At 49.6% G+C, this 23,695-nt stretch carries 20 protein-coding genes and 1 pseudogene; 14 read left to right on the plus strand and 7 right to left on the minus strand.

Features of this window, described 5'->3' with window-relative positions:
* Positions 1-188: 188 nt before the first annotated feature.
* Both tnpA and PHH59_RS06040 read left to right on the plus strand, forming a co-directional pair.
* Positions 189-612 (plus strand): annotated as a pseudogene (gene tnpA / locus PHH59_RS06035) (IS200/IS605 family transposase).
* Positions 613-649: 37 nt separating this feature from the next.
* On the plus strand, positions 650-856 hold the full coding sequence (locus tag PHH59_RS06040; protein WP_300012728.1) for a hypothetical protein: 207 nt from the start codon (positions 650-652) through the stop codon (positions 854-856).
* Between the two features lie 110 nt (positions 857-966).
* Here PHH59_RS06040 and dapE read toward each other — a convergent pair whose 3' ends face one another.
* The 3 genes from dapE to PHH59_RS06055 are packed head-to-tail and all read right to left on the minus strand — an operon-like array spanning position 967 to position 2,694.
* Positions 967-2,094, minus strand: coding sequence for a succinyl-diaminopimelate desuccinylase (dapE, locus tag PHH59_RS06045; RefSeq protein ID WP_300012731.1), 1,128 nt, complete (start codon positions 2,092-2,094; stop codon positions 967-969).
* Complete coding sequence (locus PHH59_RS06050) at positions 2,091-2,441, minus strand: arsenate reductase (protein WP_300012734.1); 351 nt, start codon at positions 2,439-2,441, stop codon at positions 2,091-2,093. Before PHH59_RS06050 ends, dapE begins: the two co-directional genes overlap by 4 nt.
* 10 nt (positions 2,442-2,451) lie before the next feature.
* A complete protein-coding gene (locus PHH59_RS06055; RefSeq protein ID WP_300012737.1) occupies positions 2,452-2,694 on the minus strand; it encodes a hypothetical protein in 243 nt (80 codons plus the stop codon).
* A gap of 302 nt (positions 2,695-2,996) precedes the next feature.
* On the opposite strand from PHH59_RS06055, the gene PHH59_RS06060 reads away from it, so the two are divergent.
* Positions 2,997-4,658, plus strand: a complete 1,662-nt coding sequence (locus PHH59_RS06060) for a SulP family inorganic anion transporter (protein WP_300012740.1) — start codon at positions 2,997-2,999, stop codon at positions 4,656-4,658.
* A gap of 234 nt (positions 4,659-4,892) precedes the next feature.
* Positions 4,893-5,612: a DUF2490 domain-containing protein gene (locus PHH59_RS06065; protein ID WP_300012743.1), complete on the plus strand. Its 720-nt coding sequence runs from the start codon at positions 4,893-4,895 to the stop codon at positions 5,610-5,612.
* A gap of 479 nt (positions 5,613-6,091) precedes the next feature.
* Here the strand turns inward: PHH59_RS06065 and PHH59_RS06070 are convergent, their stop codons facing one another.
* Entirely contained in the window at positions 6,092-6,226 is a 135-nt protein-coding gene (locus PHH59_RS06070; protein WP_300012746.1) for a hypothetical protein, read from the minus strand.
* Positions 6,227-6,393: 167 nt separating this feature from the next.
* Here PHH59_RS06070 and gpmI point away from each other — a divergent pair, with 167 nt between their 5' ends.
* Positions 6,394-8,046 (plus strand): 2,3-bisphosphoglycerate-independent phosphoglycerate mutase, encoded by a 1,653-nt coding sequence (gene gpmI / locus PHH59_RS06075; protein WP_300012749.1) that lies wholly within the window; start codon positions 6,394-6,396, stop codon positions 8,044-8,046.
* Positions 8,047-8,494: 448 nt separating this feature from the next.
* The gene (gene corA, locus PHH59_RS06080) at positions 8,495-9,484 is read left to right on the plus strand and encodes a magnesium/cobalt transporter CorA (protein WP_300012752.1); all 990 of its coding nucleotides are present in this window, start codon (positions 8,495-8,497) and stop codon (positions 9,482-9,484) included.
* Here the strand turns inward: corA and PHH59_RS06085 are convergent.
* Positions 9,449-11,719, minus strand: a complete 2,271-nt coding sequence (locus PHH59_RS06085) for a bifunctional SulP family inorganic anion transporter/carbonic anhydrase (RefSeq protein WP_300012755.1) — start codon at positions 11,717-11,719, stop codon at positions 9,449-9,451. The genes corA and PHH59_RS06085 overlap by 36 nt on opposite strands.
* A gap of 28 nt (positions 11,720-11,747) precedes the next feature.
* On the minus strand, positions 11,748-13,334 hold the full coding sequence (locus tag PHH59_RS06090; protein WP_300012758.1) for a SulP family inorganic anion transporter: 1,587 nt from the start codon (positions 13,332-13,334) through the stop codon (positions 11,748-11,750).
* Positions 13,335-13,440: 106 nt separating this feature from the next.
* On the opposite strand from PHH59_RS06090, the gene PHH59_RS06095 reads away from it, so the two are divergent.
* Positions 13,441-14,112 carry a response regulator gene (locus PHH59_RS06095; RefSeq protein WP_300012761.1) on the plus strand — a complete coding sequence of 224 codons (672 nt, stop codon included), beginning with the start codon at positions 13,441-13,443 and terminating at the stop codon, positions 14,110-14,112.
* A 7-nt stretch (positions 14,113-14,119) separates the two neighbouring features.
* Positions 14,120-15,478 carry a sensor histidine kinase gene (locus tag PHH59_RS06100; RefSeq protein ID WP_300012824.1) on the plus strand — a complete coding sequence of 453 codons (1,359 nt, stop codon included), beginning with the start codon at positions 14,120-14,122 and terminating at the stop codon, positions 15,476-15,478.
* A 502-nt stretch (positions 15,479-15,980) separates the two neighbouring features.
* Here the strand turns inward: PHH59_RS06100 and PHH59_RS06105 are convergent.
* Positions 15,981-17,306, minus strand: coding sequence for a L,D-transpeptidase family protein (locus PHH59_RS06105; RefSeq protein ID WP_366904652.1), 1,326 nt, complete (start codon positions 17,304-17,306; stop codon positions 15,981-15,983).
* 389 nt (positions 17,307-17,695) lie between these two features.
* Between PHH59_RS06105 and PHH59_RS06110 the strand changes: the two genes are divergently transcribed.
* From PHH59_RS06110 to PHH59_RS06135, 6 genes are all read left to right on the plus strand, one after another.
* Positions 17,696-19,120: an amino acid permease gene (locus PHH59_RS06110; RefSeq protein WP_300012764.1), complete on the plus strand. Its 1,425-nt coding sequence runs from the start codon at positions 17,696-17,698 to the stop codon at positions 19,118-19,120.
* Between the two features lie 57 nt (positions 19,121-19,177).
* The gene (locus PHH59_RS06115) at positions 19,178-19,681 is read left to right on the plus strand and encodes a hypothetical protein (RefSeq protein WP_300012766.1); all 504 of its coding nucleotides are present in this window, start codon (positions 19,178-19,180) and stop codon (positions 19,679-19,681) included.
* Positions 19,674-20,873: a (Fe-S)-binding protein gene (locus PHH59_RS06120; RefSeq protein ID WP_300012769.1), complete on the plus strand. Its 1,200-nt coding sequence runs from the start codon at positions 19,674-19,676 to the stop codon at positions 20,871-20,873. The genes PHH59_RS06115 and PHH59_RS06120 overlap by 8 nt, the downstream gene beginning before the upstream one ends.
* A gap of 243 nt (positions 20,874-21,116) precedes the next feature.
* Positions 21,117-22,976, plus strand: a complete 1,860-nt coding sequence (locus tag PHH59_RS06125) for a YdbH domain-containing protein (protein WP_300012772.1) — start codon at positions 21,117-21,119, stop codon at positions 22,974-22,976.
* On the plus strand, positions 22,973-23,170 hold the full coding sequence (locus PHH59_RS06130; protein WP_300012775.1) for a YnbE family lipoprotein: 198 nt from the start codon (positions 22,973-22,975) through the stop codon (positions 23,168-23,170). The genes PHH59_RS06125 and PHH59_RS06130 overlap by 4 nt, the downstream gene beginning before the upstream one ends.
* A 9-nt stretch (positions 23,171-23,179) precedes the next feature.
* Complete coding sequence (locus tag PHH59_RS06135; RefSeq protein ID WP_300012778.1) at positions 23,180-23,521, plus strand: YdbL family protein; 342 nt, start codon at positions 23,180-23,182, stop codon at positions 23,519-23,521.
* Positions 23,522-23,695: the final 174 nt, after the last annotated feature.

Below are 23,695 nucleotides of genomic sequence, written 5' to 3' on the forward strand. Positions count from 1 at the left end.
TATATTTTGAAAATTATTTTTATTTTACCGTTTCGTTTTATTTCTATTTGTACCTTTTCATTTCATTTATGTCACCGTTGCTGGTTTAAATATCTCACTCCCGTTTACCACCGACTTTTAGTCGGTCAGATTTATCTATGATTTTTTGACGTATGATATTGCCCTGAATCGAAAAGAAGGGGGGGCTTATGGATTACCGTTATGGAAGCCATACAGTATTTAAAATTCAATATCATTTTGTCTTTGTCACAAAGTATCGCTACAAGGTATTGAAAGGTGATGTTGGCTTGAAAGTTCGTGAGCTGATTAGGCAGACGTGTGAAGCCTTTGAGATAGGGATTCTGAAAGGGGTTGTCAGCCAGGGCCATGTCCAGTGTTGGTTTCTGCGCCGCCCAATCTGGCACCGAGTGAAATAATGAGGCGGATTAAGGGAAGAAGTTCGAGAGTTTCCCGGATTTGAAAAAACGCTATTGGGGGCGTCACTTCTGGGCGCGGGGCTACTTTTGCGTGACTTCTGGTGAATTGACAGAAGAGATGATAAAAAATTATCTGGAGCATCATTTCGAGCCCAAAGGGGATGATAATTTTAGGGTAGTCCTGCAATCGGAATGATTTGTAAAAAGTCAAGCCTACCGATTTATTGGGTCGAATGCCCGTACTTCAAGGCGTACAGTCATCGCAATATTTTATTGACAAATCTATTATCATTCCGATTGCAGGACTACCCGCCAGCGAAAGTTTAGCCCGCGCTTATAGTGATGAAGCGCCTGAATATTCGCCCGCACCGGGGCATATCCTGGCCTTGCCGCTGTACCTGAGCTTTTTTGAGTTTGTCCATAATGTCAGGATGCGGTAAAGGCTTACTTTCTTCGTCACCGGCTGTTTTGGTTAAAAAGACCCCGAAACCCATATAGAGCCTTGAGTTTAATTAGTCGTAGCCTGTATGAAGCGCGAGCGGAATACAAGTTACACCAACAAATTCACCAAAATCTGCTCATAAATCGCCGACAACGTTTCCAAATCATCCAGGCCGATATGCTCGTTGATTTTATGGATGCTTTCGTTCAACGGCCCCAGTTCAATGACTTGTGCTCCGGTCGGTGCGATAAAACGCCCGTCTGAAGTGCCGCCGCCCGTGTCATCTTTAGGTCCGTAGCCCGTGACGGTTTTAATCGCGGCATGGGTGGCGGCAAGCAGTTCCCCGGAAGCGGTCAAAAACGGCTGGCCTGATAATCGCCAAGCCAAGTTATAGTTGAATCCAAAACGGTCAAGTATCGCATGGGTGCGTTGTTGGATGGTTTCGGCATCGAGTTCGGTGCAAAAACGCAGGTTGAACTGCACTTCCAGTTTGCCAGGAATAATGTTTTCCGCGCCTGTGCCGCCGTTGATGTTGGAGACTTGCAAACAGGTGGGCGGAAAAAACGCATTGCCGTGATCCCAGATTTCGTCGGTCAAGGCTTTCAACGCCGGGGCAAACGTGTGAATGGGGTTTTCCGCCAATTCAGGGTAGGCGACATGACCTTGGATGCCGAAGACCGTCAAACAAGCACATAAAGACCCACGCCTGCCGACTCGAACCACATCGCCGATGCGTTGGTCGCTGGAGGGTTCGCCCACTAGGCACCAAGCAATTTTTTCCCCACGTTTCTCCAGCACGTCCACCACTTTAACCACGCCGTGCGTTGCGATGCCTTCCTCATCACTGGTCATCATGACCGCAATCGAGCCTTGATGGCCTGGGTGCTTGGCGACAAACCGTTCCACAGCGGTGACAAACGCCGCGATGCCACCTTTCATATCCGCCGCGCCGCGTCCGTATAATTTGCCGTCTTTTATGGTGGGTTCAAACGGTGGCGAATTCCAAGTTACTAAAGGACCTGGCGGCACCACATCGGTATGCCCCAAAAAAGTGAATAAGGGTTTTGCTTGTCCACGCCTGAGCCATAAATTTTTGGTATCGGCAAAATCCAGGTGTTCGATGGCAAAACCTAATGACGCTAAACGTCCAGCCAGAAGTTCTTGGCATCCGGCATCTTCGGGGGTGACTGAGGGGCGGCGGATCAGATCTTGCAGTAACGCGAGGGTATCGGTCATAGTGCGCTGGCGTAACGTTCGGGGGTAAAACCGACTAGCAATTGCCCGCCCGTGTCCAGGACAGGGCGTTTCATTAGGGTAGGGTAGGCCAAAAGTAAAGCCATTGCCTTGTCTTGGTCAAGATCGGCTTGTTGTTCGGGGGACAATTGCCGCCACGCGGTGCTGCTGCGGTTAAGCAGCAACTTCCAGTCAGTACGGGCGACAAAATCGTCGAGGTGTGCAGAAGTCAAACCATCCACGCGGACATCGTGGTAACGGTAAGCTTTGTCGTGCTGTTCTAGCCAGGCCCGCGCTTTTTTTACGGTTTGGCAAGTTTTAACGCCATATAAGGTGATCGTTGTCGTCATAGTAGGGTGTTTAAAGCTGGCTGTTGAGTAATTCATCAAGCGTTGGCAATTCAGGGTCGGCGTTGCAGCGTACTTTGTAAATATCAATAAACTCCATAAAAGCCTGTTCCAGATCAGCCAAAATGTCTTCTTCATTTTCGCGTTCATCTTCAGGAACATCATCGGATTCCAGATATTCGCGTTGTAAGGCCACTTCACTGTTCAGGGCGAGGGTCGCATAAATGACGGCGTTATTTGAGATAGTGTCGCTCATAATCGTTAGCTCCAAGGTTGGGAAGGTGATTTATCGCATTAGTGTAGCGTAACTGGGTATTTTTAGTATGAGTTTATTGGTGCAAATTCGGGATATGCGGCATTGCCCGGTTACAACATCTGCTGTAGCGGTTGAAATCAACCGGCTATCGGTGGATTTGCCCGTAAGTTTTCTTTTTTACCAGATAATGATACGGAATTTATTAAAAATACTATTTAAAATCATGTTGTTAAAAAAATAATGACAATTGGCACATAAATCGCTTATTGCACAAGTGACATTTTATAAATGAGGAAACAGTCATGAGTGAAGTTAATTTATCCGTTTTACCCAAAACCGGTTTGGCCGGTTTGAAAGAAAATTGGCGCAGTGATTTGCTGTCGGGTTTTCTGGTTTTTTTGATTGCCATGCCTTTGTGCCTTGGCATTTCTATGGCTTCCGGTTTTCCGCCGTCGGCAGGCATCATTTCGGCGGTGATCGGTGGTGTGTTGGTTTCGCGTATCAACGGCTCGTTCGTCACCATCAATGGCCCGGCGGCGGGTTTGATCGTCGTGGTGTTGGGTGCGGTGCAAGAGTTGGGCGAAGGCGATGCGATGGCGGGTTACCGCTATACCTTGGCGGCGATTGTGATAGCCAGCGCGTTCCAAGTTTTGATGGGCTATTTTAAATCAGGCCGCCTCAGTTCGTTTTTTCCGGCTTCGGTAGTCCACGGTATGTTGGCGGCTATCGGCATCATTATCATGGCGAAACAAATCCATGTGGTGTTGGGTAATGCACCGGAAAAAGGCAGCAGTCTGTTTTCGACGATTGCCCAAATACCGCATAGCCTGATCAATATGAACCATGAAATAGCCATTATCGGTTTTTCGGGGTTGGCTATTTTGATCCTTTGGTCTGTTGTAAAGAACAAGTATTTAAAAATGATTCCCGCGCCGCTGATCGTCGTGTTGGTGGGTATCGGCCTGGGTAAACTGTTCGATCTTGACCACGAGCACATCTATCTGTTTTTGCCTGACGCGACGTTTTTGCCGCATCATGAAGAAACCGTCGGGCCGAAATTTTTAGTGTCCATTTCCGACAATTTTATGTCCAGCTTTTATTTCCCTGACTTTTCTAAAGTCGCCACCTTGGAGTTTTGGGAAGCGGTGGTCAGCATTTGCTTGGTCGGCAGTTTGGAAAGCCTGTTGAGTGCGATGGCGGTTGACAAGTTAGACCCGTATAAACGCCAATCAAATTTGGATAAGGACTTGATGGCGGTGGGTACGGGTAATTTGGCGGCGGGTCTGGTCGGTGGCCTGCCGATGATCGCAGAAATTGTCCGCAGTTCCGCCAACGTCACTAACGGCGCGAAAACCAGTTGGGCGAACTTCTTTCATGGCTTGTTCTTATTGATTTTTGTCGTGGTGTTCCCGCGTTTGATCCACAGCATTCCCTTGGCGGCTTTGGCTTCCTTATTGGTGTTCACGGGCTTTCGTTTGGCTTCGCCAAAAGAATTTGGCAAAGTGTTTGAATTGGGTAAAGAACAGTTTTTTATGTTCGTCATCACTATTATCGGCGTGATCGCCACCGATTTGTTGATTGGTGTTGCTATTGGTATTGTCGTCAAGTTGCTGATCCATATCAGCCGTGGCGTTAAGTTGAACAATTTGTTCAAAATCCATTTTGAAATCCAACAACCTGACAGCAACACCGTGTTGGTGAAAATCAGCGGGGCGGCCATTTTCTCCAACTTCATGGCGTTAAAAGATGCGATGATGGCTGTGGAACCAGGCAAGATGGTTATTTTCCAGTTAAACGATGCCTATTTGCTTGACCATAGCGTCATGGAATTCATGCACCATTTTCAGCACGACTATGAAGCGCAAGGTGGAAAGTGTGACTTTTACGGTCTGGAATATCATGATGCCTACTCAAACCATCCGTTAGCGGCACGCAAGCAAAAAATGGTTTCTGGATATAGCTAGAAACAAGGGATTGGGCTTTGATGCATGCATCAAAGCCCAATTCATCCGGTCTATGCCATCACAATTGTAGTGCCGGGGTCTTCCAAAGACTGGCTTATGAGATTCATATCCCGGCAATGCCCATACTCAGGGGCAAGCACTTCGTGTCGCCTTTCGTAAGCTTTTAAGCATACGCCATACGCCCCCATCACATCACTTAAGTAGTGAAAACCAGAAAAAAACAGGTAAAACCATATGAAAAAAATTAAACGTTTGGCAATGATCATTATGTGTTTGGACATAATGTTCTTATCATCTACAGCAATGGCGGATGATGGCAATTTAGTTGAAAATGACGGCAGTTGGCTGCAAATGGTCGGCGAAGGCAGTTTAAAAATCCTCGATCCAAGATTGGAAAAAACCCGTATCTGGCTGGAAGGGCAGTCCCGTTACGATGGTGATTTCAGCCATTGGTATCAAGGTTTGGCGCGGGCCGCCATCGGGTATTCGCTGAGTGAGCACGCCACAGTTTGGGCCGGTTATACTTGGTTGCCCACCCAAAACCTTCCTGCTAATAAATTTGTTTCCGAACAAGATGTGTGGCCTGGTTTCCGTTATGTGTTGCCGACCAGTTTCGGTACCTTGTCCTATAGGATACTGATTGAAAGCAATTTTTTACAGGATAGCAATGTGCGTGTCCGGCCACGGCAGATGTTGCGTTTCATGCACCCTATGGCATTTGAGCCGCGCTTGAGCCTGATCGCTTGGGATGAACTTTTTATCCGTGCCAATTCCACGCCTTACGGCGGCCAATCCGGTTTTGACCAAAACCGTGCTTTTGCGGGTCTGGGCTGGACGTTTAATAAAAACGTGCGTACTGAATTGGGTTATTTGAACCAATATTTGGATGATGCCTCGCATACCAACAATACCATGCACAATTTGGTCATGGGTTCTATCTTTATTAATTTCTAACAAGCTTAGGCGATTTCCAAGAATGAATGCACTGAATGCACTCAAATCACGCAGGTTTTTTGTTCATTTTCAACGACTGCAAGGATGCCACCACAAGGGTGGTTTATGGACGGAGCGGTTGCCGAGGCGTAAAAATAGGCGCATAGCAAGCTATGTAACTATTTTTACAACGCAGACGCTGTTCATGGATGAACAAGGATCGCGGGAGGCAGGACGCCGTAAGCGACAAATAAACAAAAAGACCAGTGAGTTGGGTATATTCTTCGCCGGAAATCGCCTTAGTGTTGGACACGGACAGAAACCTTGCGCATTCTCTGTATTTTAGTGCTAATTGTTATCACGCTACTCGAAATTGGCCCGATACCGATTTCTGGAATCATGTTGCTTTGGATTGTGCTGTTTCGGCCTAAGTGGTTTTATCAACTGGTGCAAAAAATATACAAAATAAAATAAGTCCGTGTCTGCCATACCCTCAGTGGTCAAGTTTTCTTTTTGGGGGCGAGGTCATCTTGACCGCAACCAGTAGGCAGGATGCCTTTATTAAGGGGGCGGCAAACCCGCCAAGCCGCCGACCAATCGGAGCGCGTACCCTTCAGTATCTTACTCACCATCATGGCTGGCACCCTCCAAATGTTCGGACAAGTTGTAGCAGGTGTAGTTGAGGGGGGGCTGATCAGGTATCCTATGTATCTTTGCTTCGTTATCATATCCCTTAAAATATGCTATTTTGCCCAGGGTAGCGAAAGTCTTATATTTATGTACACATAATTTGGAGTTAGAAATGATTCAGTTGAAAAAGAATCCGGCTTTTGCCGGCCCGGAAGGCCCGGTGGTATTGGTGATTATGGATGGGGTAGGCATTGGTAAAAATCCTGAAAGCGATTTTGTGAAACAGGCAAATACGCCGAATCTCGACTGGCTGCATGACAATGCCCTGTATACCGAGTTGCAAGCGCATGGCGTGGCGGTAGGACTGCCGGATGACGGGGATATGGGCAATTCGGAAGTGGGGCATAATGCCATCGGCTGCGGTCGTATCTTTGAACAAGGCGCGGCCTTGGTCGGCAAGGCGATAGCGTCGGGCGCGATGTATGCCGACGGTTCCGTCTGGCAAGAACTGATAGCTAACGTCAACGCCAAATCGTCTACCTTGCATTTTATCGGGTTGTTGTCGGACGGCAATGTCCATTCCAATATCAACCATTTGGAATCCATGTTACGCATGGCGAAAGCGCAGGGTGTAAAAAAAGCACGTATCCATGCCTTGATTGACGGACGCGACGTGCCGCCAACTTCCGCACTGGAATATATTGACCGTTTCGATGCGTTCTTGAATGACATCAATGCCGATGGCACTGTCGATTATTGCGTGGCCTCCGGTGGCGGGCGTATGAACATCACGATGGACCGTTATGATGCCAATTGGGATATGGTCAAACGCGGCTGGGCAACCCATGTCAAAGCTGAAGGCCGGATGTTTGCGTCGATGAAAACAGCGGTGGAAACCTTCCGTAGCGAAAATCCAGGCATTTTAGATCAGGATTTGCCCGCGTTTGTTATTGAACGCGACGGGCAGGCGGTAGGGCCGATTATGGATGGCGACAGCGTCATTTTCTTTAATTTCCGTGGCGACCGCGCCTTGGAAATTACCAAGGCTTTTGAAGCCGATGAGTTAAAAGAATTTGACCGTGGCGGCAAACCGGATGTGCTATACGCGGGCATGATGCAGTATGACGGCGATTTGGGCGTTCCAGCCCGTTATCTGGTTACGCCGCCAGCGATTGACCGCACCATGAGCGAATATCTCTCGAATGCAGGTGTCAAGCAATTGGCTATTTCAGAAACCCAAAAATATGGTCACGTCACCTATTTTTTCAACGGCAATAACTCTGGTAAATTTGCGACCGAGACATGGCAAGAAATTCCGTCCGATGTCTGTCCGTTCGAGGATGCGCCACGGATGAAAGCGGATGAAATCACCGATGCCGTGGTGCAGGCGATTGAAAGCGGCGACTATCAATTTATCCGCCTGAATTTCCCGAATGGCGACATGGTGGGCCATACGGGCGTGGTGGGCGCGGTCAAATTGGCGGTTGAAGCGGTGGATGAAAGTGTCGGCAGGATTATGGACGCGTTGAAGAAAGCCAATGGGATTATGGTTTGCTCGGCTGATCATGGCAATGCGGACGATATGTGCGAACTGGATAAAAAAACGGGCGCATTGGTATTGGACGGGCAAGGCAGATGTAAACCCAAGACGGCGCATTCGTTAAATCCGGTGCCCGGCATTGTTTACGATCCGTCCGGGGCAGCTAACGCCCGTTTGGCGGATGTGCTGGGAGCGGGCATTGCCAACCTGTCGGCGACCTGCATCACCTTGTTGGGCTTTGAACCGCCCGAAGATTATGCGGCGAGTATTGTGGAAGTCGGTTGAGACTTCCGGGTGGCGGGACCGACAAGGTGATTTTCGAGAAAGAACAGACCATCAAAAATCTGATTGGTAGAATAACTAAAGTCCACGAAAATCACGAAAGGCACGAAAACTTAACAACCACCTGCTAAAAGCAGGTGGGTTAGCGCGGGACACAGAGGACTAAAGTCCACCCAGATTGTGTCCCGCGCTGTCGAGTTGTTTTTTTGAACCTTGATGCTAAAGCTAACCGGCTAAAACCGATGGTTTTAACCTTAAGGATGGAAATAACTTGGAGACGTTTTTTTCGTGTTTTTTGTGTCTTTCGTGGACAGATTTTTTGGGTAAATTCATCGCAGCTCAGAGGTTGTGGTGAGGTAAGAACCCCAACAATCCCAAATGCAACCTTCGTTGGGGTTCCTGTAGTCACCCCAACCCACAGATCTTTTTATAGATAAAATACGGTGACATTTTGGACTTAAAACCCGATACCAGCATGATCATGAAATGCGTCGCTTATAAACACGGCGTCAGCCAGGGGGATGTCACCATTGAAGACATCAGCGAAGCCGTCAAACAACCGGATACGTTTGTCTGGCTGGGCTTGCGTGAGCCAGACACCGAATTACTGCTGAAAATCCAAGAAGAATTTAGCCTGCATGAATTATCCATAGAAGATGCCTGCACCGCGCATCAGCGGCCCAAAATAGAAGAATACGGTGATTCGATATTTATAGTGTTGCACACCGCCAGCTTGACCGAAGACAGTGTTGATTTTGGCGAAACCCATATTTTTGTCGGCACCCACTTTGTCGTGACGGTTAGGCACGGTTCCTTGCTCGACCACCATAAAATCAGGACAAAATGTGAAGCCATACCGCATCAGTTAGCCAAAGGTCCGGGGTTTGTGTTGTACGCGATCATGGATTTCATCGTTGACAATTATGTCCCGGTCATTGACGGATTGCAGGCACGTTTTGAACTGCTGGAGCTGGCGATTTTTGAGAACCGCCCCAGCCGTAAAACGATGGAAGATTTATACGAACTAAAGCGCGAATTGCTGCTGTTAAAAGGCGCGATCATGCCCGTGATTGATATTTGCAATGAATTGATGCGCTTCCATAGCGGCATCATCCCCAAAGACGTGCGGGTTTATTTCCGCGACGTCGCCGACCATATCAAACGCATAGACCAGGCCATTGATAGCACCCGCGAAATGCTGATCTCGGCAATGCACGTCCATTTGACCTTTGAAACTGTCAGGCAAAACGAAGTGGTCAAACGGCTGGCGGGCTGGGGGGCGATCCTCGCCATCCCGACGATGGTGTTCAGTTGGTACGGCATGAATTTCAAACACATGCCGGAACTGGATTGGGAATATAGTTACCCCTTGGTCGTAGGTGGTGTCATCGTTGGCAGCGCACTGTTATTCCTGCGTTTGAGGCGGGCCAGATGGTTGTGATTGGCCGCTTTGAACGTCGCTGACTGATGCTATGTCCGAATAAAACCGGACTTTTCCCGTTTCTATGTCGTACATGCCGCCAACAATACCAATTTCCCCGCTTTCTAACATGCCATTGAGCAAGGGGCTGCGGGTTTTAATGTGCTCGACGGTCAACAACACATTTTTATCCGCCACTAACTGCACCAATCCGTAATCGTCCGCCGTAATGTCACAACCCGTTTCGGCTTGCACCGCCGCCACGGCGGGTTGGATTTTCTCCAGCAAGCCCGTGAGATGGTCGAGCTGGACATGGTTGCAAGCCCCTTTGATCGCACCGCAGTGTGAGTGCCCCAATACCACAATCAGTTTGGAACCGGATATTTTGCAGGCAAATTCCATGCTGCCAAGGATGTCGTCGTTGATGATATTGCCCGCCACCCGTGCGCTGAATATGTCACCTAAGCCTTGGTCGAAAATCAGTTCGACCGAGGTGCGTGAATCCATACAACTTAAAATAATCGCGATGGGGAATTGGCCTTGGCGGGTGTCGTTGACTTGTTCCAATAAGTTGCGGTTGGATTCCAGGTTATTGACGAAATGTTCGTTGCCCTCCTTGAGTATTTCCAGCACTTTGGCAGGGGTCAACGATTGCTGCGAATCTAGCGTCTGTGGCCTGGCGTTGGTCACCGGCGGCAATGGGCCGTAACCGCGCAGGTTTTGCAAGGTCAATTCGATGTGCCTAAGAGGTGCTTCCTGGCGGAAGTTTTCGATCATTTCATAAACGTCATAATCAATGTATTTTGAGCGCGTGGCGTCAATGACGACTTGTGAATATGCCGGCAAGTCTTGAAAAGTTTGCTGGATATTGGCTTTGTTCAGGAAGGAGACGTGTTCGGACAAGCGCAGGATGATCTTATTGCCGATGCGCATTTCTTGGAAATATAGCGAGCTTTTATAGTTTTCCAGCAGTATCGAAATCAGTGCGGTACTTAAACCAATGGCTAAACCGAGCAAAATATCCGTCAACACCATGCCCAGAATCGTCGCCCAAAAGGGGATGAAATGGTAAACACCGGCGCGGTACATATTTTTAAAAATTTGCGGACGCGCCATTTTGTAAGCGACAACGATCAGGATCGCGGCAAGGCAGGCCAGCGGGATTTTATGCAGCAATTCGGGGATCAGGATCACGGTCAGCAACAGCAAAAGGCCATGCAGGAAAGCCGAGGCTTGGGTCTTCGCACCGGATTGGAGATTGAAAGAACTGCGGACAATCACCTGGGTCATCGGCAAACCTCCCATCAAGCCGGCGCTGATATTGCCTATGCCTTGCACGATCAATTCGCGGTTGGCGGGCGTGGTGCGTTTATAGCTATCGAGTTTGTCGATGGCTTCCGTTGCAATCAAGGTTTCCAGGCTGGCGACGATTGCCAGCGTGAACGCAACCAAATACACTTTAGGTTGGGTGATTGCGCCAAAATCAGGGGCGTTGAGTTGTTTGATAAAATCCTGCATGCTGTCCATGATGGGCAAAATGACTAAATGACCACCGCTTAAGGCCAATTCTGGCGAATGTTCCAGCAAGATTTGGTTAATGGCGACGGCGGCAATAACAGAGGCTAAAACCCCTGGGAACAACTGGAAAAAGCGGTGACGTTTGATGAACGGCAATTCCCAAGCAATCAGGATCACCAGCGAGATGAAAGCAATGAACATCGCGGTGGGCGAAGTGAATTCGAGCATGTGCAACAATTCACTGAACGATGAATAGTTATCCGACTGCACGAACCTGAAATCACCTTCAAAATCACGGTCATAACCTAGGGCATGGGGGATTTGTTTAAGAAACAGGATAATGCCGATGCCGGACAACATGCCGTTGATGACCGAGGACGGGAAATAATAAGAAATGACCCCCGCCCGAATCACGCCCATCAGGATTTGCAGGCAGCCTGCGAGGATGACCGCCAGCAAAAACGCATGGAATCCTAAATCTTGTATTGACGACAGCACCATGACCGCAAGCCCCGTAGCGGCTCCGCTGATGCCCAGCGCGGAACCGCTCAATGGTGCGACGACCATGCCGCCGATGATGCCGGTGATCAAACCGGAAAACAGCGGTGCGCCAGAAGCCAAGGCGATGCCCAGCGATAGCGGCACGGCGACCAGAAATACGGCGACCCCGGCGGGGACGTCATCTTTCAGATTGGCGAAGACATTGCCATTGAATGTGGCGCGGTGTTTGTCAAGCATGGTGCGGTATCCTTTTCCAGATGTCGGATCAACTTTTGATAATGATGGTTTGATGTTCACGTATTTTTTCTTTTCCATATAAATCAACCAGCTCTACACTGATATTGTCGTCTGTTGCGGCGATCAGGAACTCCTCCAGGGTTTCCATAATGTCATGGTCGATAAACTGGGCCCTGCTGGCATCAATGGTGACGTTGCTATTGGCGGGAATATGCAAAATCAGTTTTCTGAGCAAAGCCTTATTGATGAACGACACGTCTTTGTTCAAGCGTAAAGTGAGCTTGCCACCCTCTTGAATCAAGGTGATGGCGGTGTGGTAATCGGCTTTGATGACAAAAAACAGGCCAATGACCAAACCTATCGCCATGCCTATCAACAAGTCCGTAACCAAAATCGCCATGACGGTTATGGCAAAAGGTAAGAATTGGTTCATGCCTTTTTGGTAAAAATGCTTAAAAATACTGGGGTTGGCAAGTTTAAAACCGGTATGTAGCAAAATCGCCGACAAACAGGCCAGCGGGATAAAGTTTAAATAGTAGGCCAGATAAACGATGCTTAACAACAAAAACAGGCCGTGGCTGAAACTGGCAATGCGGGTTTTGCCGCCCGCATTGATATTGGCGGCGCTGCGGACAATCACCGCCGTGATCGGCAATCCGCCCAGCAAACCGCTAAGGATGTTGCCGACACCTTGCGCCTTTAGCTCACGGTTAGTCGGCGCCAGCCGTTTCATCGGGTCGAGCTTGTCGGTCGCCTCCAGGCTTAATAAGGTTTCCAGGCTGGCGATGATGGCGATGGTGGCCGCCGTCATATAAACCTTTGGATTCACCAAATGCACTAAATAGCTGCTGTCGGGCAGTGCCAAATAAGTGAAAAAATCACTGGGTTTTGCCGATATGGGCAAATTGACCAAATGTTTATCAGTCACCGCCCACTCAGGTGCATACTGGGTGCTGAGCAAATGGTAGCCCACGCCCCAGACGACGGCGACCAATGCGCCGGGTATTGATTTTAAAACTGGCAGGCGTTTTATCAACGGTGTCGTCCACAGGATCAACAGCAATAAAGCGACGGAACTGATGATAACCGCGCCCGGGGTGACGCCATTGAATGCGGCAAAAAATTCTTGCAAGCTAGACCTAGCGGTTTCATTCATATAACTTTCATCGCCCTCGAAGCTGGTATCGTAACCCGTGGCGTGGGGCAACTGTTTGATAATCAAGATTAAGCCTATCGCCGCCAACATGCCTTCAATGACGGAGACAGGGAAAAAAGCCCCGATGATGCCCGCCCTCAAATACCCCAAGGCGAGCTGGATCATGCCCGCCAACACCCCGGCGACCAGCAGGGCCTGGAAGCTGCCCAAGGTTTCGATGGCGGTCAAGACAATGACGGTAAGGCCAGCCGCCGGGCCGGACACGCACAATTGCGAGCCGCTCAGCCACGACACCACCAAGCCGCCCACCAAACCTGCAATCAGGCCGGAAAATAAGGGTGCACCGGAAGCCAGGGCGATGCCTAAGCACAGCGGCAAGGCGACCAGAAACACGACAATACCTGCCGGAATATCGTCTTTTAAATGCTGTAAATAATACCGGGTGTGTTTGTGTATCATGTCATCGCTCCTGAAATGTATGGGGGATTATGTCCGTTGCGGGACAGACCATTGCCACCGAGTGAAATCATCTTAATGTGTAAACCTTTCAAGTACCTTTCAACCCATGAACATTTTATTGATAGAAGACGATGCCGTATTAACCGATGGCTTGTTGCACACGCTAGGGCGTGGCGGTTATTCGGTCAGTTGCGCCACGACGGCAATGGCTGCCGGGCAACTTGTCGAGAGCCAGGATTTTGACCTTATCGTCATGGATTTGGGTTTGCCGGATATGGACGGCTTGCAATTGTTGCGTAATTTCCGGCATCGTAAATTGTCGCTGCCTATCCTCATTCTGACGGCAAGGGATAGTGTCAATGACCGGATAGATGGCATCGAACAAGGGGCGGATGATTATTTGACCAAACCGTTTGAATTGCGGGAGCTGGAAGCACGAATCCAGGCTTTGATCCGGCGTTGTTACGGGGGGTTTGACCGTCATATCCGCATCGGGCGTTTGAGCTTGGACACGCTACAGCAAACGATTTTAGCGGATGGCAAGGCTTTTATCTTGTCGGCGCGGGAATATGGGGTGCTGGAAATACTGATGATGCAGGCGGGGAAAGTCGTTGCCAAAGACCGGATAGCCCAACGCTTGTCCAATGACGGCGAGGGTTTGAGTGATAACGCCATTGAAATCAACATCCATCGGCTGCGTAAACATCTGGAAACTTATGGTGTGGTGATACGCACGCTGCGTGGTTTGGGTTATTTACTGGAGTGCGCCGATGGATAAGCTGCAAATGCATAAGACCAAAAGCCTGAAAACCGAAATATTGTCCCGTCTGGTTATCCCGCTGATTTTTTTTGTCATGGTCGATGCCGTGCTCTCGTATTTTGTCACCGTGCATTATGTCGATCAGGCGTATGACCGCTGGTTGCTCGATTCAGCCCGTTCGTTGATCCAGGAAATCAAAGTCCGGCAAAACAAGGTCGTGGTTGATTTGCCCCAGGAAGCGTTGGAAATTTTCAAATGGGACGAACAAGACAAAACCTATTTTAAAATCATCTCGTCCGGGCAGGAGATGCTGGCAGGTGATGCCCAAGTGCCGGAACCCTTGTCAGTAGCAACCGATTGGTCGTTGCCGGTCTATATTGATGAGTCCATGTATGGCGAACCGGTGCGGGTCATATCGATGCGGGCCAGTCCTAGCGGCACCCAGGAACAAGTATTTATCCATGTCGCTGAAACCTTGAATAAACGCCGTGCCATGATGACCGATATATTGTTGGCGGATTTGATCCCGCAAATCGTGTTTGTGGTACTGACGGGGATTTATTTGTTGTCAGGTCTAAAACGTGGCTTACACCCCTTGCATACCCTAGCCCAACACATCGCCGGACGTTCTTCCCGAGATTTAAGCCCTATCCCTGAAAGCCATGTGTTTTTGGAAGTGCGCACCTTGACCGACACCATCAACGATGTTTTGGAACAATTGACGCTGGCGATAGCCACCCAGCAACGTTTCATCGCCAATGCCGCCCATCAATTGCGTACGCCGTTGGCGGGTTTGAAATTACAAGCGGAACGGGCCTTGCGTGAGCAGGATATTGCCGCCATGCAACCCGCTTTGATGCAGGTGCAAAGCAGTGCCGACCGCATGTCGCACCTGACCGCCCAACTTTTGGTGCTGGCCCGTTCTGAACCTATTGGTGGCGAGTATGAATTAAGTCCGGTTGATTTATGCGCCTTGGCTAAAAAAACCTGCATCGATTGGGTGCCCAAAGCCTTACAACGGGATATGGACATCAGTTTTGAATCTAGCGAAGAGACATTGTGGGTGCAAGGCGATGAGGTGTTGTTGCGCGAATTGTTGGTCAATTTATTGGATAACGCTGTGGCCTATGGACAAGGCCAGATCACGGTCAGTTTGCAGCGGGAACCGGAACCGGGTTTGACGGTGAAGGATGAGGGGCCGGGCATACCCGATACTGAAATCGCCAAGGTGTTCGAGCGTTTTTACCGCATTCCCGGCAGCCCTGGTAACGGTTGCGGTTTGGGCCTGGCAATCGTCAAGGAAATCGCCGAACTGCATAATGCCCAATTGAAATTGGCTGGGGCAGGGGGGACGAGTGTCCAGTTGCTGTTTAATTGTTCTTAACGCATTTTACGCTAACAATACTTCGGACAGTTTTTGAAAAGATAGGGGGAAAATGTCACTGGCTTTAAATATACTTTAAACGGTCAAGTTTTCGGCTTTTAAGTAGGTGTGCATAAGTCTTTTAACATTTTTAAAAAGAAGCCGTCATTCCGGCAGGGATTGCCGGAATCCAGATTACAGGGATGTATACGCGTGTAGATTGCCGTCCGTGGCCCTTGGATTCCGGCAATCCCTGCCGGAATGACGATGCTTTTCTTGGCTTTATGGTGAAGGTGTAGGCACCGGATTTTACAAATTGTAATGTTAAAAGACTTTTGCACTACTACTTATTAAGGAGGGGGGCAAACCCGCCGACCAATCGGAGCGCGGGCATCCTGCCCGCTGTGCGGTCAAGAGACCTAAGCTCCAAAAACCGAAAACTTGACCGTTCAGAGTATCATTTTAAGTCCCCCCAGCTTTGCTGGAGGGTAAAGATTGGCTTTACGCAGTGATTCTTGCGAAATTAAGAACCATGATAATAACCACCAGATGAACCCTTACGGTTTTGCACCTGTTTGATACTGGTAGGTTTAACCGCTGTTTTGGCTTTGGTCAGTTTTACCGCTGGAGCTTTGGTGTTGCTTGGCTTGGTTTTTGCTTTTTTAGCGGTAACGGATGCGGTAACGGATTTCGTTGCAAGGGCCTTGGCTTTTGCTGGTTTGACGGCAACAGCTTGGTTTTTTGCAAGTTTGGCTGTCTTCCCCAGTTTGGCTACCGCTGGTTTAGAGGCGGGAATAGATTTGGCTTTGACCGGCAAAGGCTTGGCTGGTGCTGGCTTCACTGGAGGCAATGTAACCGGCAAGGGTGCGGTAAGGCTATCTGGAGCGGATGGCATGACTTCTTCCAGCGGCGGTAAGCGTTCGAACAACGCGACCGGATCGCCGTCCAGTTTTTTCAGTGCTTCGTTGAGGATGGTTTGGTCGAAGTCGGGTATTTCGTTGTTATTGGCTTTTTGGATCAAGTCCAATGCCACGGCATAACGTTGGTCCAAGGTCATTTCTTCGCCTTCCAGATCAGGATGGGCTTCGATATACAGCACATTATCCAGCCAGCCGACTTTAATCGGTTGCTTGACCAGATAAACCGGAGTCCCTACCGATACGGTTTTGTACAATTCTTCAATATCTTCAGGATACATACGCACACAACCGTGGGTGATCTGCATGCCAATACCGTAGATTTTGTCGATGTCCGTACCGTGGATACGATATTCGCCAGGCAGGTTCAGATACAGCGCGTAAGCACCGAGCGGATTGTGCGGGCCGGGCAACACGGTTGCCGGGAGTGGGTCGCCATTAGCCGCGTGTTCGCGGCGGATGGATTCTGGCGGATGCCAAGCCGGGTCTTTGACTTTGCGGGCGACACTGGTTTTGCCTAAAGGTGTTTTCCAATCTTGCCTACCTACGCCATGCGCAAATGACATCACGACCCCAGGTTGGCCCGCTGGATAATAATACATGCGGTATTCGGAAATGTTCAGCGTGATGCCTTCGTGCGGGGTATTTGGCAAGATGCGTTTGTTGGACAAACGCACTATTTCACCTTTTTTGACATGCCAACGGTCCAGATCCTGGTTAAGCCTGACGATTTCGGTTTGGCCTAACAAAAAGCGTCTGGCGAAATCCAGCAGGGTTTCATCCTGATTAGCGCGTGCCAAGGGCACATCGTCATGGTATTGCGTAATTACGGTGTCACCTGGTGTGGGTGGCAACGTGTAAGTGGACGCATAAGTATTGCCGACGGTGACGCAATAAAATAGCGCACAGGCAAAAAGTTTGCATATTTTCATCAAGATAGTTTCTCAAGTGGTGGTGAAGATAACATTAGCCGGGTGGCCTGTGTTGTTGAAAAGTGTTGAAGAAGCGTTAGCTAATTGAAAGGCTTACATTTTATCATGGGTCAACGTATTTAACCATTACCGATAGTGGCAGGGTATTTCGTACCGGTTGCCAAAACCAACATTCGATTTTATATACGTTATTACAATCCCATAAGTTCTTGCACTACATCCTAATAATACTAAAGCAAGAACTTATGGGATTGTAATATCCATTCAATAAGTTATGTGTGTTTCATAAGTGCTTGCCTCAAAAGTTTGGTTAATAAATATTATGCCCAATGCAATCACTTATGAAACAATCAATATAATCGCTTAACTTCAATTCACAGGGATTTACCATGTCTTTGCAATCTTTCCGCGCGCTACAGATTTTCCGCACCAAGCATATTTCATACGATCTGCCTGAACATGGGCTGAAGCGTTGCCTTTCTTCCTGGGATTTGGCTTTTCTGGGCATAGGCGCGATTATCGGTACGGGCATTTTTGTGTTGACCGGGATTGCCGCCGCTACACAGTCCGGCCCTGCGATTGTTTTGTCATTTTTTATCGCCGGTTTTGCCTGTGCCTTTGCCGCCTTGTCTTATGCGGAACTGGCGGCTGCCGTGGGTGGTTGCGGCAGTGCTTATGGTTACAGCTATGCGGCTTTTGGTGAATTGGCGGCGTTTATCATCGGTTGGGATTTGTTGCTGGAATATGCCATTTCGGTAGCCGCCGTTGCCAATGGCTGGTCGGGTTATCTCAACAACGCCTTGACCAATATGGGTTTTGGCCTACCAGACGTATTGACCAAAGCGCCGCAATTGGGCGGCATCATCAACCTGCCGGCGGCGGGGATTATTTTATTGCTGATGTGCGTGTTGATCATGGGGGTGAAACAGAGCGCCAAAGCGAACAATGCGATGGTCGCCGTCAAGCTGATCACCATCCTTATCTTTATCTGCGTCGCCGCGTTTAACGTCAATCCCGACTTGTGGCATCCCTTCATGCCGTTCGGTTGGTTCCAAACCTTACCCGATGGCAAAACCACGGGCGTATTGGCGGGGGCGTCGCTGGTTTTTTTCGCTTATGTCGGCTTTGATGCCGTTTCAACCGCCACCGAAGAAGCGCAAAATCCACAACGGGACTTGCCGTTTGGCCTGATTGGTTCGCTGGCTTTTTGTACGTTCATTTATATTGTGGTTTCCGCTTTGTTGACCGGTGTCGTGCCCTATACTGATTTGAACGTCTCTTCGCCCGTTGCCCATGCCCTGACTTTGCTGGGTTTTACTTGGGCGTCGGCATTAATTTCCACCGGCGTGATCGCCGGGTTGACCACCGTGATGTTGGTGTTGTATTACGGTTTGACGCGGATTATTTACGCCATGTCGCGTGATGGTTTGCTATCACCGTTTTTTAGCCAAGTTCATGAGAAAACCCAAACGCCAGTGCGGGTGATCGTCCTTTGCGGTGTGCTCATTTCCTTGATTGCGGGCTTGATTCCCTTGGGTGAATTGGCTGAATTGGTCAATATCGGCACCTTGGCGGCGTTTGTGCTGGTTTGTTTTGGCGCGATTGTCTTGCGTATCACCCAACCGGATTTGCCGCGCCCGTTCCGCACCCCGTTCAGCCCCTTGCTGCCGGTGTTGGGCATGTTGTCCTGCGGGGCATTGATGGCATTTTTGCCAGCGATAACGTGGTTGCGTTTTGTGGTTTGGCTGGTGATTGGCCTGATCGTGTATTTCGTGTATTCCATCCATAACAGCAAATTGGCGAAAGCGTCTTGAGCCACGTCTGGCGCGGTTTGCTATCATAGCCAGCTTTTACTTTTATCAGGAACATTTATGCACAACCGCGTTGACCGTCAACAATTGCAAACTGATCTTAGGCTGCCGTGGCTGCTTGTGGCGGTTATGGCAGTGATGCTGTTAGTGTCAGTGACCATTTGCCAAACCCAGGGTGAAAGCTTGCAATACGCCTTGCCGGACGCCTTGTCGGATTCCCGGCGTGAACTGATTAGGACGCTGCTGTACAGTGTCGCCATCGTAACCTTCCCTTTCACCAATTTGCTCCGGCATATCCAGTTGCGCTTGAACCAAACCATGCCGATAGGGCAGGTGGCTTACGATAAAGCCGCCAAAAACCGTTATCTAGTCACGGTATTGGTTTCCATGTCATTAATCCAAAGCCCTGGCATCTATGGTTTTGTCATGTTCCTGCTCGGCGACCAATTTAACACCTTAACTATCTTCACCCTGATGTCCGTCTTGGGCTTGTATTTGTACCGCCCCAAACTGGACGAATATACACAAATCATGGACGCACTCGCCAATCAACATCATGAATGATTTACTGAAAGACGCGGATCTATGCGTGAAGTGTGGCTTATGCTTGCCGCATTGCCCGACTTACACGCACACGCAGAACGAAAACGAATCACCACGCGGGCGTATCGCCTTGATCCAGGCATGGGCGGGGCAAAAATTGGCAAGCTCGGAAAAACTGGTCGAACATATCGATAATTGCCTGTTATGCCGGTCTTGTGAACGGGTGTGTCCGGCTGTCGTGCCATACAGCCGTTTGATCGACAATTTCCGCAACCAAATCCAAACAGGGCGCAAAAGCTCGGTGCGGGTGTCGCTGATAAAAAAAGTCGCGCATAATCAAAACGCCAGGCGTTTGCTGCAAAAATCCTTGCGGTTTTATCAAACCAGCCATTTGCAATCCAGCGCACGCTGGTTGAAACTGCCGCAATTATTGGGCTTCCAGCCAATTGAACGCCTGTTGCCTGAAACTAAGCAGCCCGCCGTGCTAGCAAACTTTTATCCGGCAAGCGGTGAAAAACACGGCAATGTCGGCCTGTTTGTTGGCTGCATGGGCGCATGGCTAGATCAAAAAACCATCCATGCCGCCATCCAGGTTTTGACCACTGTCGGTTGCGATGTGTATTTGCCCAAGCAACAGACTTGTTGCGGTGCCTTGGCTTTGCATGACGGCGACCAAACCATCGCCGCACAATTGGCGGAAGACAATGTCCGCAGTTTCGGCGGGCTGGAATTGGATGCAATCATCAGCATCGCCAGCGGTTGCGGTAGCCAGTTGCGTGAATACTCAAATAGTGGTTTTGCCGGTAAAGTCATGGACATCAGCCAATTTTTAAGCCAATTCGCCAGTGATTTATCGAAACGGCTTAAGCCCTTGCCCAAAACCGTCTGTGTACACACGCCTTGTTCCTTAAAAAATGTCCTGCGTAGCGAGCAAAGCGTTTTCAAACTATTAGGGCAAATCCCTGGCCTCACCCTCGCCCCCTTGCCGGAAACCGTGCAATGCTGCGGTTCGGCGGGCAGTTATATGCTCGACCATCCCAAGATGGCGCAAACCTTGTTGAACGATGTGTTGGAGAGTGTTTTGCAAAAGCAGCCGGACATCTTGGTCAGTTCCAATATGGGTTGTGCTTTGCATATCGCGGCAGGATTGCGGGAGCGGGGAATTAAACTGGACGTGGTGCATCCGGTGGTGTTGGTTGCCGGGCAGTTATGAGTTGAGCTATGTAAGGAATGTGCATGGAATAAATTCGCGGATCAAGACCTGCCAGGTTTTTTGTGCCCCAGAGATACAGCGTACCCTACTTAAAAAAACCGAAAACGTGATGGAAAAATTAATAATAACTGCGGTTAAGTTATGAACGGCTACCTACTACTTCTACTCCGCCTTGGATTGTGACCCGTGTCCATCAAACCACCCCCAGCATCTGAACATAGCGCCCGGAATCCCCGTAAATTAATGTCTCGTCTGGTCATGGCGGGTGTCATTGTCCTGATGATTATTGGCTTGGCGGTCTGGTGGAAGCGTTCGTTTATGATGCAGTTGGCATTGCAGCAATTTCTCGACCGGACGGCTTTGTTATCGCCGAAAATTTCGGGTTTCCAGTTGGGTTTTACCCAGGCTGGACTGTCAGAAATGGAATTCGGCATTGAGACGGGGGCAGGGTTGTTGGTTGCCAGGCTGGAAGATGTAAAGATTGGCTACCACTTCAATGTCTATGACTTCAGTGTTCCCAAAGTAAAGGCTATTTCCGTGGGCCATGCACGGCTGAGGTTGGCATTCCCGTCGGCTGGAAAGCCTGCCGCTAAAGGCGGTAACGGGTCTGGTGCAATGGTTTTTCCGCTCGACCAATTGACCATCGAAAACCTCGATTTTGAAGCCAGCACCGCATTGGGTTTGACCCGCTTTGCCGGAAGTGCACAAATCAAGCGCGGAACAGCGGAGGTGATCGAAGCAAAATTTGAAGATGCCAAACAATCCATCCAAATTGAACTGGAATCCGGTTTCCGCACCGCCAAGGTAGTTGTCGAACAACCACCGGGCGGCAAGGTTTTTGAGTTAATTACCGAACAGTTGGATCAACCCGTCCAGCAAGCCAGGGTACATGCCGGCGTTGGCGCACTCGTCCAATGGTTGGGCACAAGTTCCCTGCTACCGGAGACTTTGCAAGCGGCAATAACAACATCGGTTAAACCCTGGATAATGCCCAACATAGCGATGATGCAACTGGATTTTAACGGCAGGGCATCTGACCATTTCGGTATTGTGCAAGGTAAGGCATTCCTGTCCCGGGACAACCGCTATCTCGCCAACACGGACTTGTCGATGGCTAAATCCGGTGCAGTTGTTGTCGATGGGCGACTGGATATGGCTGCTACGGAAGTGCTCGAATTGGTGCAGCCGTGGTTGCCCGAAATGACCCGTGAGTGGCATCTTTCCAGCGGACAAATCCAGGGCGTGATCAAGTTGCGCTGGCAAACTGGGCGCATCGTTTCAGGGGCGGCGCACTTCAAAGCTTTTGATGTGGCTTTGGCAACGGGTTCGGTGCAAATTGAAAATGGCACTATCAATGTCGATAGTGATGACCTTGCCAGCCGTTCCGTGGCTTTGTTTGCGGATGTCCCCAGCCTTGCCATCGGCAAGGGGATGACCGCCCGCAATCTGATTGCCAAAGTACGCTATTCGGGGCACGAATTGACGGTGGAACAAGGTATGCTGTCGATTTATGATGGTCTTGTGGAGGTGTTGCCAGCTACGGTCAATGTCGGTCAACGTCCGGTATTGTTGACGTTGCGGGTGAGGAACGTCGATTTGTCGCAATTGTTGTCCAGCCTTCACTACAAAGATTTGACCGCCACGGGCACGGTCAATGGGGAACTGCCGTTAAAACTCGGCGTGGATTCCATTGAATTGCTGGCCGGCTCATTGAACGGAACGCGCCCCGGCGTGTTACGCTACCAAGGGCCGGTTGCCGATAAGGAAAATCTGGCTTTTAGGGCTTTGCGCAATCTGGAGTACCATAGTTTGCAGGCCAAGGTAAATTATCGGCCCAATGGCGACTATCATCTGGGTTTACGCATGGAGGGCGGCAATCCTGAAGTGTTATCAGGGCATCCGCTCGCATTCAACCTGAACCTTAGCGGGCATTTGCCGGAGCTTCTACAAAGAGGCTTTATGGCAGGCGATTTCGAGCGGGTCATTTTGGAAGAGGCGAAACCTAAGCCGGCCAAGACTAAAAAATCAGCAAAACCGCTGCTGAACCCCCCGGTCGGGGAACAACAACCTAAGCCGCCGCCAGCGGATCGGAGAAGTCAATGAACTGCAATGCAATAAAGTGTACAGGCATCTTATGGAGTGTTTGTTACCTGTCAGGATGTACGCCATCCGTCAGGTTTGAAGCACCGGAGAAACCCATTGAGATTAATATGAACATAAAAATCGATCACGAGATCCGCTTGAAAGTGGAAAAAGACGTGGATGAACTGATTTCCAACAAGAAAGGGCTGTTTTAGGAGAGATTGATGAACAACAAAAAGTTGATGGGGTTTCTGGCCCCGCTGTTTCTAGGCTTAATACTGGTCTCTATGGATGTCCTTGCGGTCGATCTGGCCCAGGCTAAATCCTCTGGTATAGTGGGCGAGCAGATGAACGGTTACTTGGGGCTGGTTAATCCTGACGCGCCTGCCGATGTAAAGGTGCTGGTACAAGACATCAATGCCCAACGGCAGGCGGAATACCAGCGCATAGCCGCCAAAAATGGCGCATCTGTGGAAGATGTCGCACGGCTCACCGCGCAAAAAGTCATAGGACAGACGCCGTCAGGGCAATATGTGCAGACCACTTCCGGTTGGCAGAGGCGTTGATTTTGTCCGCGCGGTTGGAGCGCAAACTTCCAGTCCGCCTAGTGTGGTCAGGATGACCGCGATTCAAACCCAAACCTGATAAGCACAGACTCGGGGTCGAAACTAAAAATCATGGTAAACAAACCTTTTTCGTTTTTTTTCGCGCCTTTAAAACACGTTCTAAGTCTCAGCTAC

This window comes from Methylovulum sp. (assembly GCF_028687615.1).
GTDB lineage: Bacteria > Pseudomonadota > Gammaproteobacteria > Methylococcales > Methylomonadaceae > Methylovulum.

Excerpts from the sequence above, each read along its gene's own strand:
- PHH59_RS06040 (WP_300012728.1), top strand. The coding sequence starts at position 650 with ATGCCCGTACTTCAAGGCGTACAGTCATCGCAATATTTTATTGACAAA.
- dapE (WP_300012731.1), bottom strand. The coding sequence starts at position 2,094 with ATGACCGATACCCTCGCGTTACTGCAAGATCTGATCCGCCGCCCCTCA.
- PHH59_RS06050 (WP_300012734.1), bottom strand. The coding sequence starts at position 2,441 with ATGACGACAACGATCACCTTATATGGCGTTAAAACTTGCCAAACCGTA.
- PHH59_RS06055 (WP_300012737.1), bottom strand. The coding sequence starts at position 2,694 with ATGAGCGACACTATCTCAAATAACGCCGTCATTTATGCGACCCTCGCC.
- PHH59_RS06060 (WP_300012740.1), top strand. The coding sequence starts at position 2,997 with ATGAGTGAAGTTAATTTATCCGTTTTACCCAAAACCGGTTTGGCCGGT.
- PHH59_RS06065 (WP_300012743.1), top strand. The coding sequence starts at position 4,893 with ATGAAAAAAATTAAACGTTTGGCAATGATCATTATGTGTTTGGACATA.
- PHH59_RS06070 (WP_300012746.1), bottom strand. The coding sequence starts at position 6,226 with ATGATGGTGAGTAAGATACTGAAGGGTACGCGCTCCGATTGGTCGGCG.
- gpmI (WP_300012749.1), top strand. The coding sequence starts at position 6,394 with ATGATTCAGTTGAAAAAGAATCCGGCTTTTGCCGGCCCGGAAGGCCCG.
- PHH59_RS06085 (WP_300012755.1), bottom strand. The coding sequence starts at position 11,719 with ATGCTTGACAAACACCGCGCCACATTCAATGGCAATGTCTTCGCCAAT.
- PHH59_RS06090 (WP_300012758.1), bottom strand. The coding sequence starts at position 13,334 with ATGATACACAAACACACCCGGTATTATTTACAGCATTTAAAAGACGAT.
- PHH59_RS06095 (WP_300012761.1), top strand. The coding sequence starts at position 13,441 with ATGAACATTTTATTGATAGAAGACGATGCCGTATTAACCGATGGCTTG.
- PHH59_RS06100 (WP_300012824.1), top strand. The coding sequence starts at position 14,120 with ATGCATAAGACCAAAAGCCTGAAAACCGAAATATTGTCCCGTCTGGTT.
- PHH59_RS06105 (WP_366904652.1), bottom strand. The coding sequence starts at position 17,306 with ATGAAAATATGCAAACTTTTTGCCTGTGCGCTATTTTATTGCGTCACC.
- PHH59_RS06110 (WP_300012764.1), top strand. The coding sequence starts at position 17,696 with ATGTCTTTGCAATCTTTCCGCGCGCTACAGATTTTCCGCACCAAGCAT.
- PHH59_RS06115 (WP_300012766.1), top strand. The coding sequence starts at position 19,178 with ATGCACAACCGCGTTGACCGTCAACAATTGCAAACTGATCTTAGGCTG.
- PHH59_RS06120 (WP_300012769.1), top strand. The coding sequence starts at position 19,674 with ATGAATGATTTACTGAAAGACGCGGATCTATGCGTGAAGTGTGGCTTA.
- PHH59_RS06125 (WP_300012772.1), top strand. The coding sequence starts at position 21,117 with ATGTCTCGTCTGGTCATGGCGGGTGTCATTGTCCTGATGATTATTGGC.
- PHH59_RS06130 (WP_300012775.1), top strand. The coding sequence starts at position 22,973 with ATGAACTGCAATGCAATAAAGTGTACAGGCATCTTATGGAGTGTTTGT.
- PHH59_RS06135 (WP_300012778.1), top strand. The coding sequence starts at position 23,180 with ATGAACAACAAAAAGTTGATGGGGTTTCTGGCCCCGCTGTTTCTAGGC.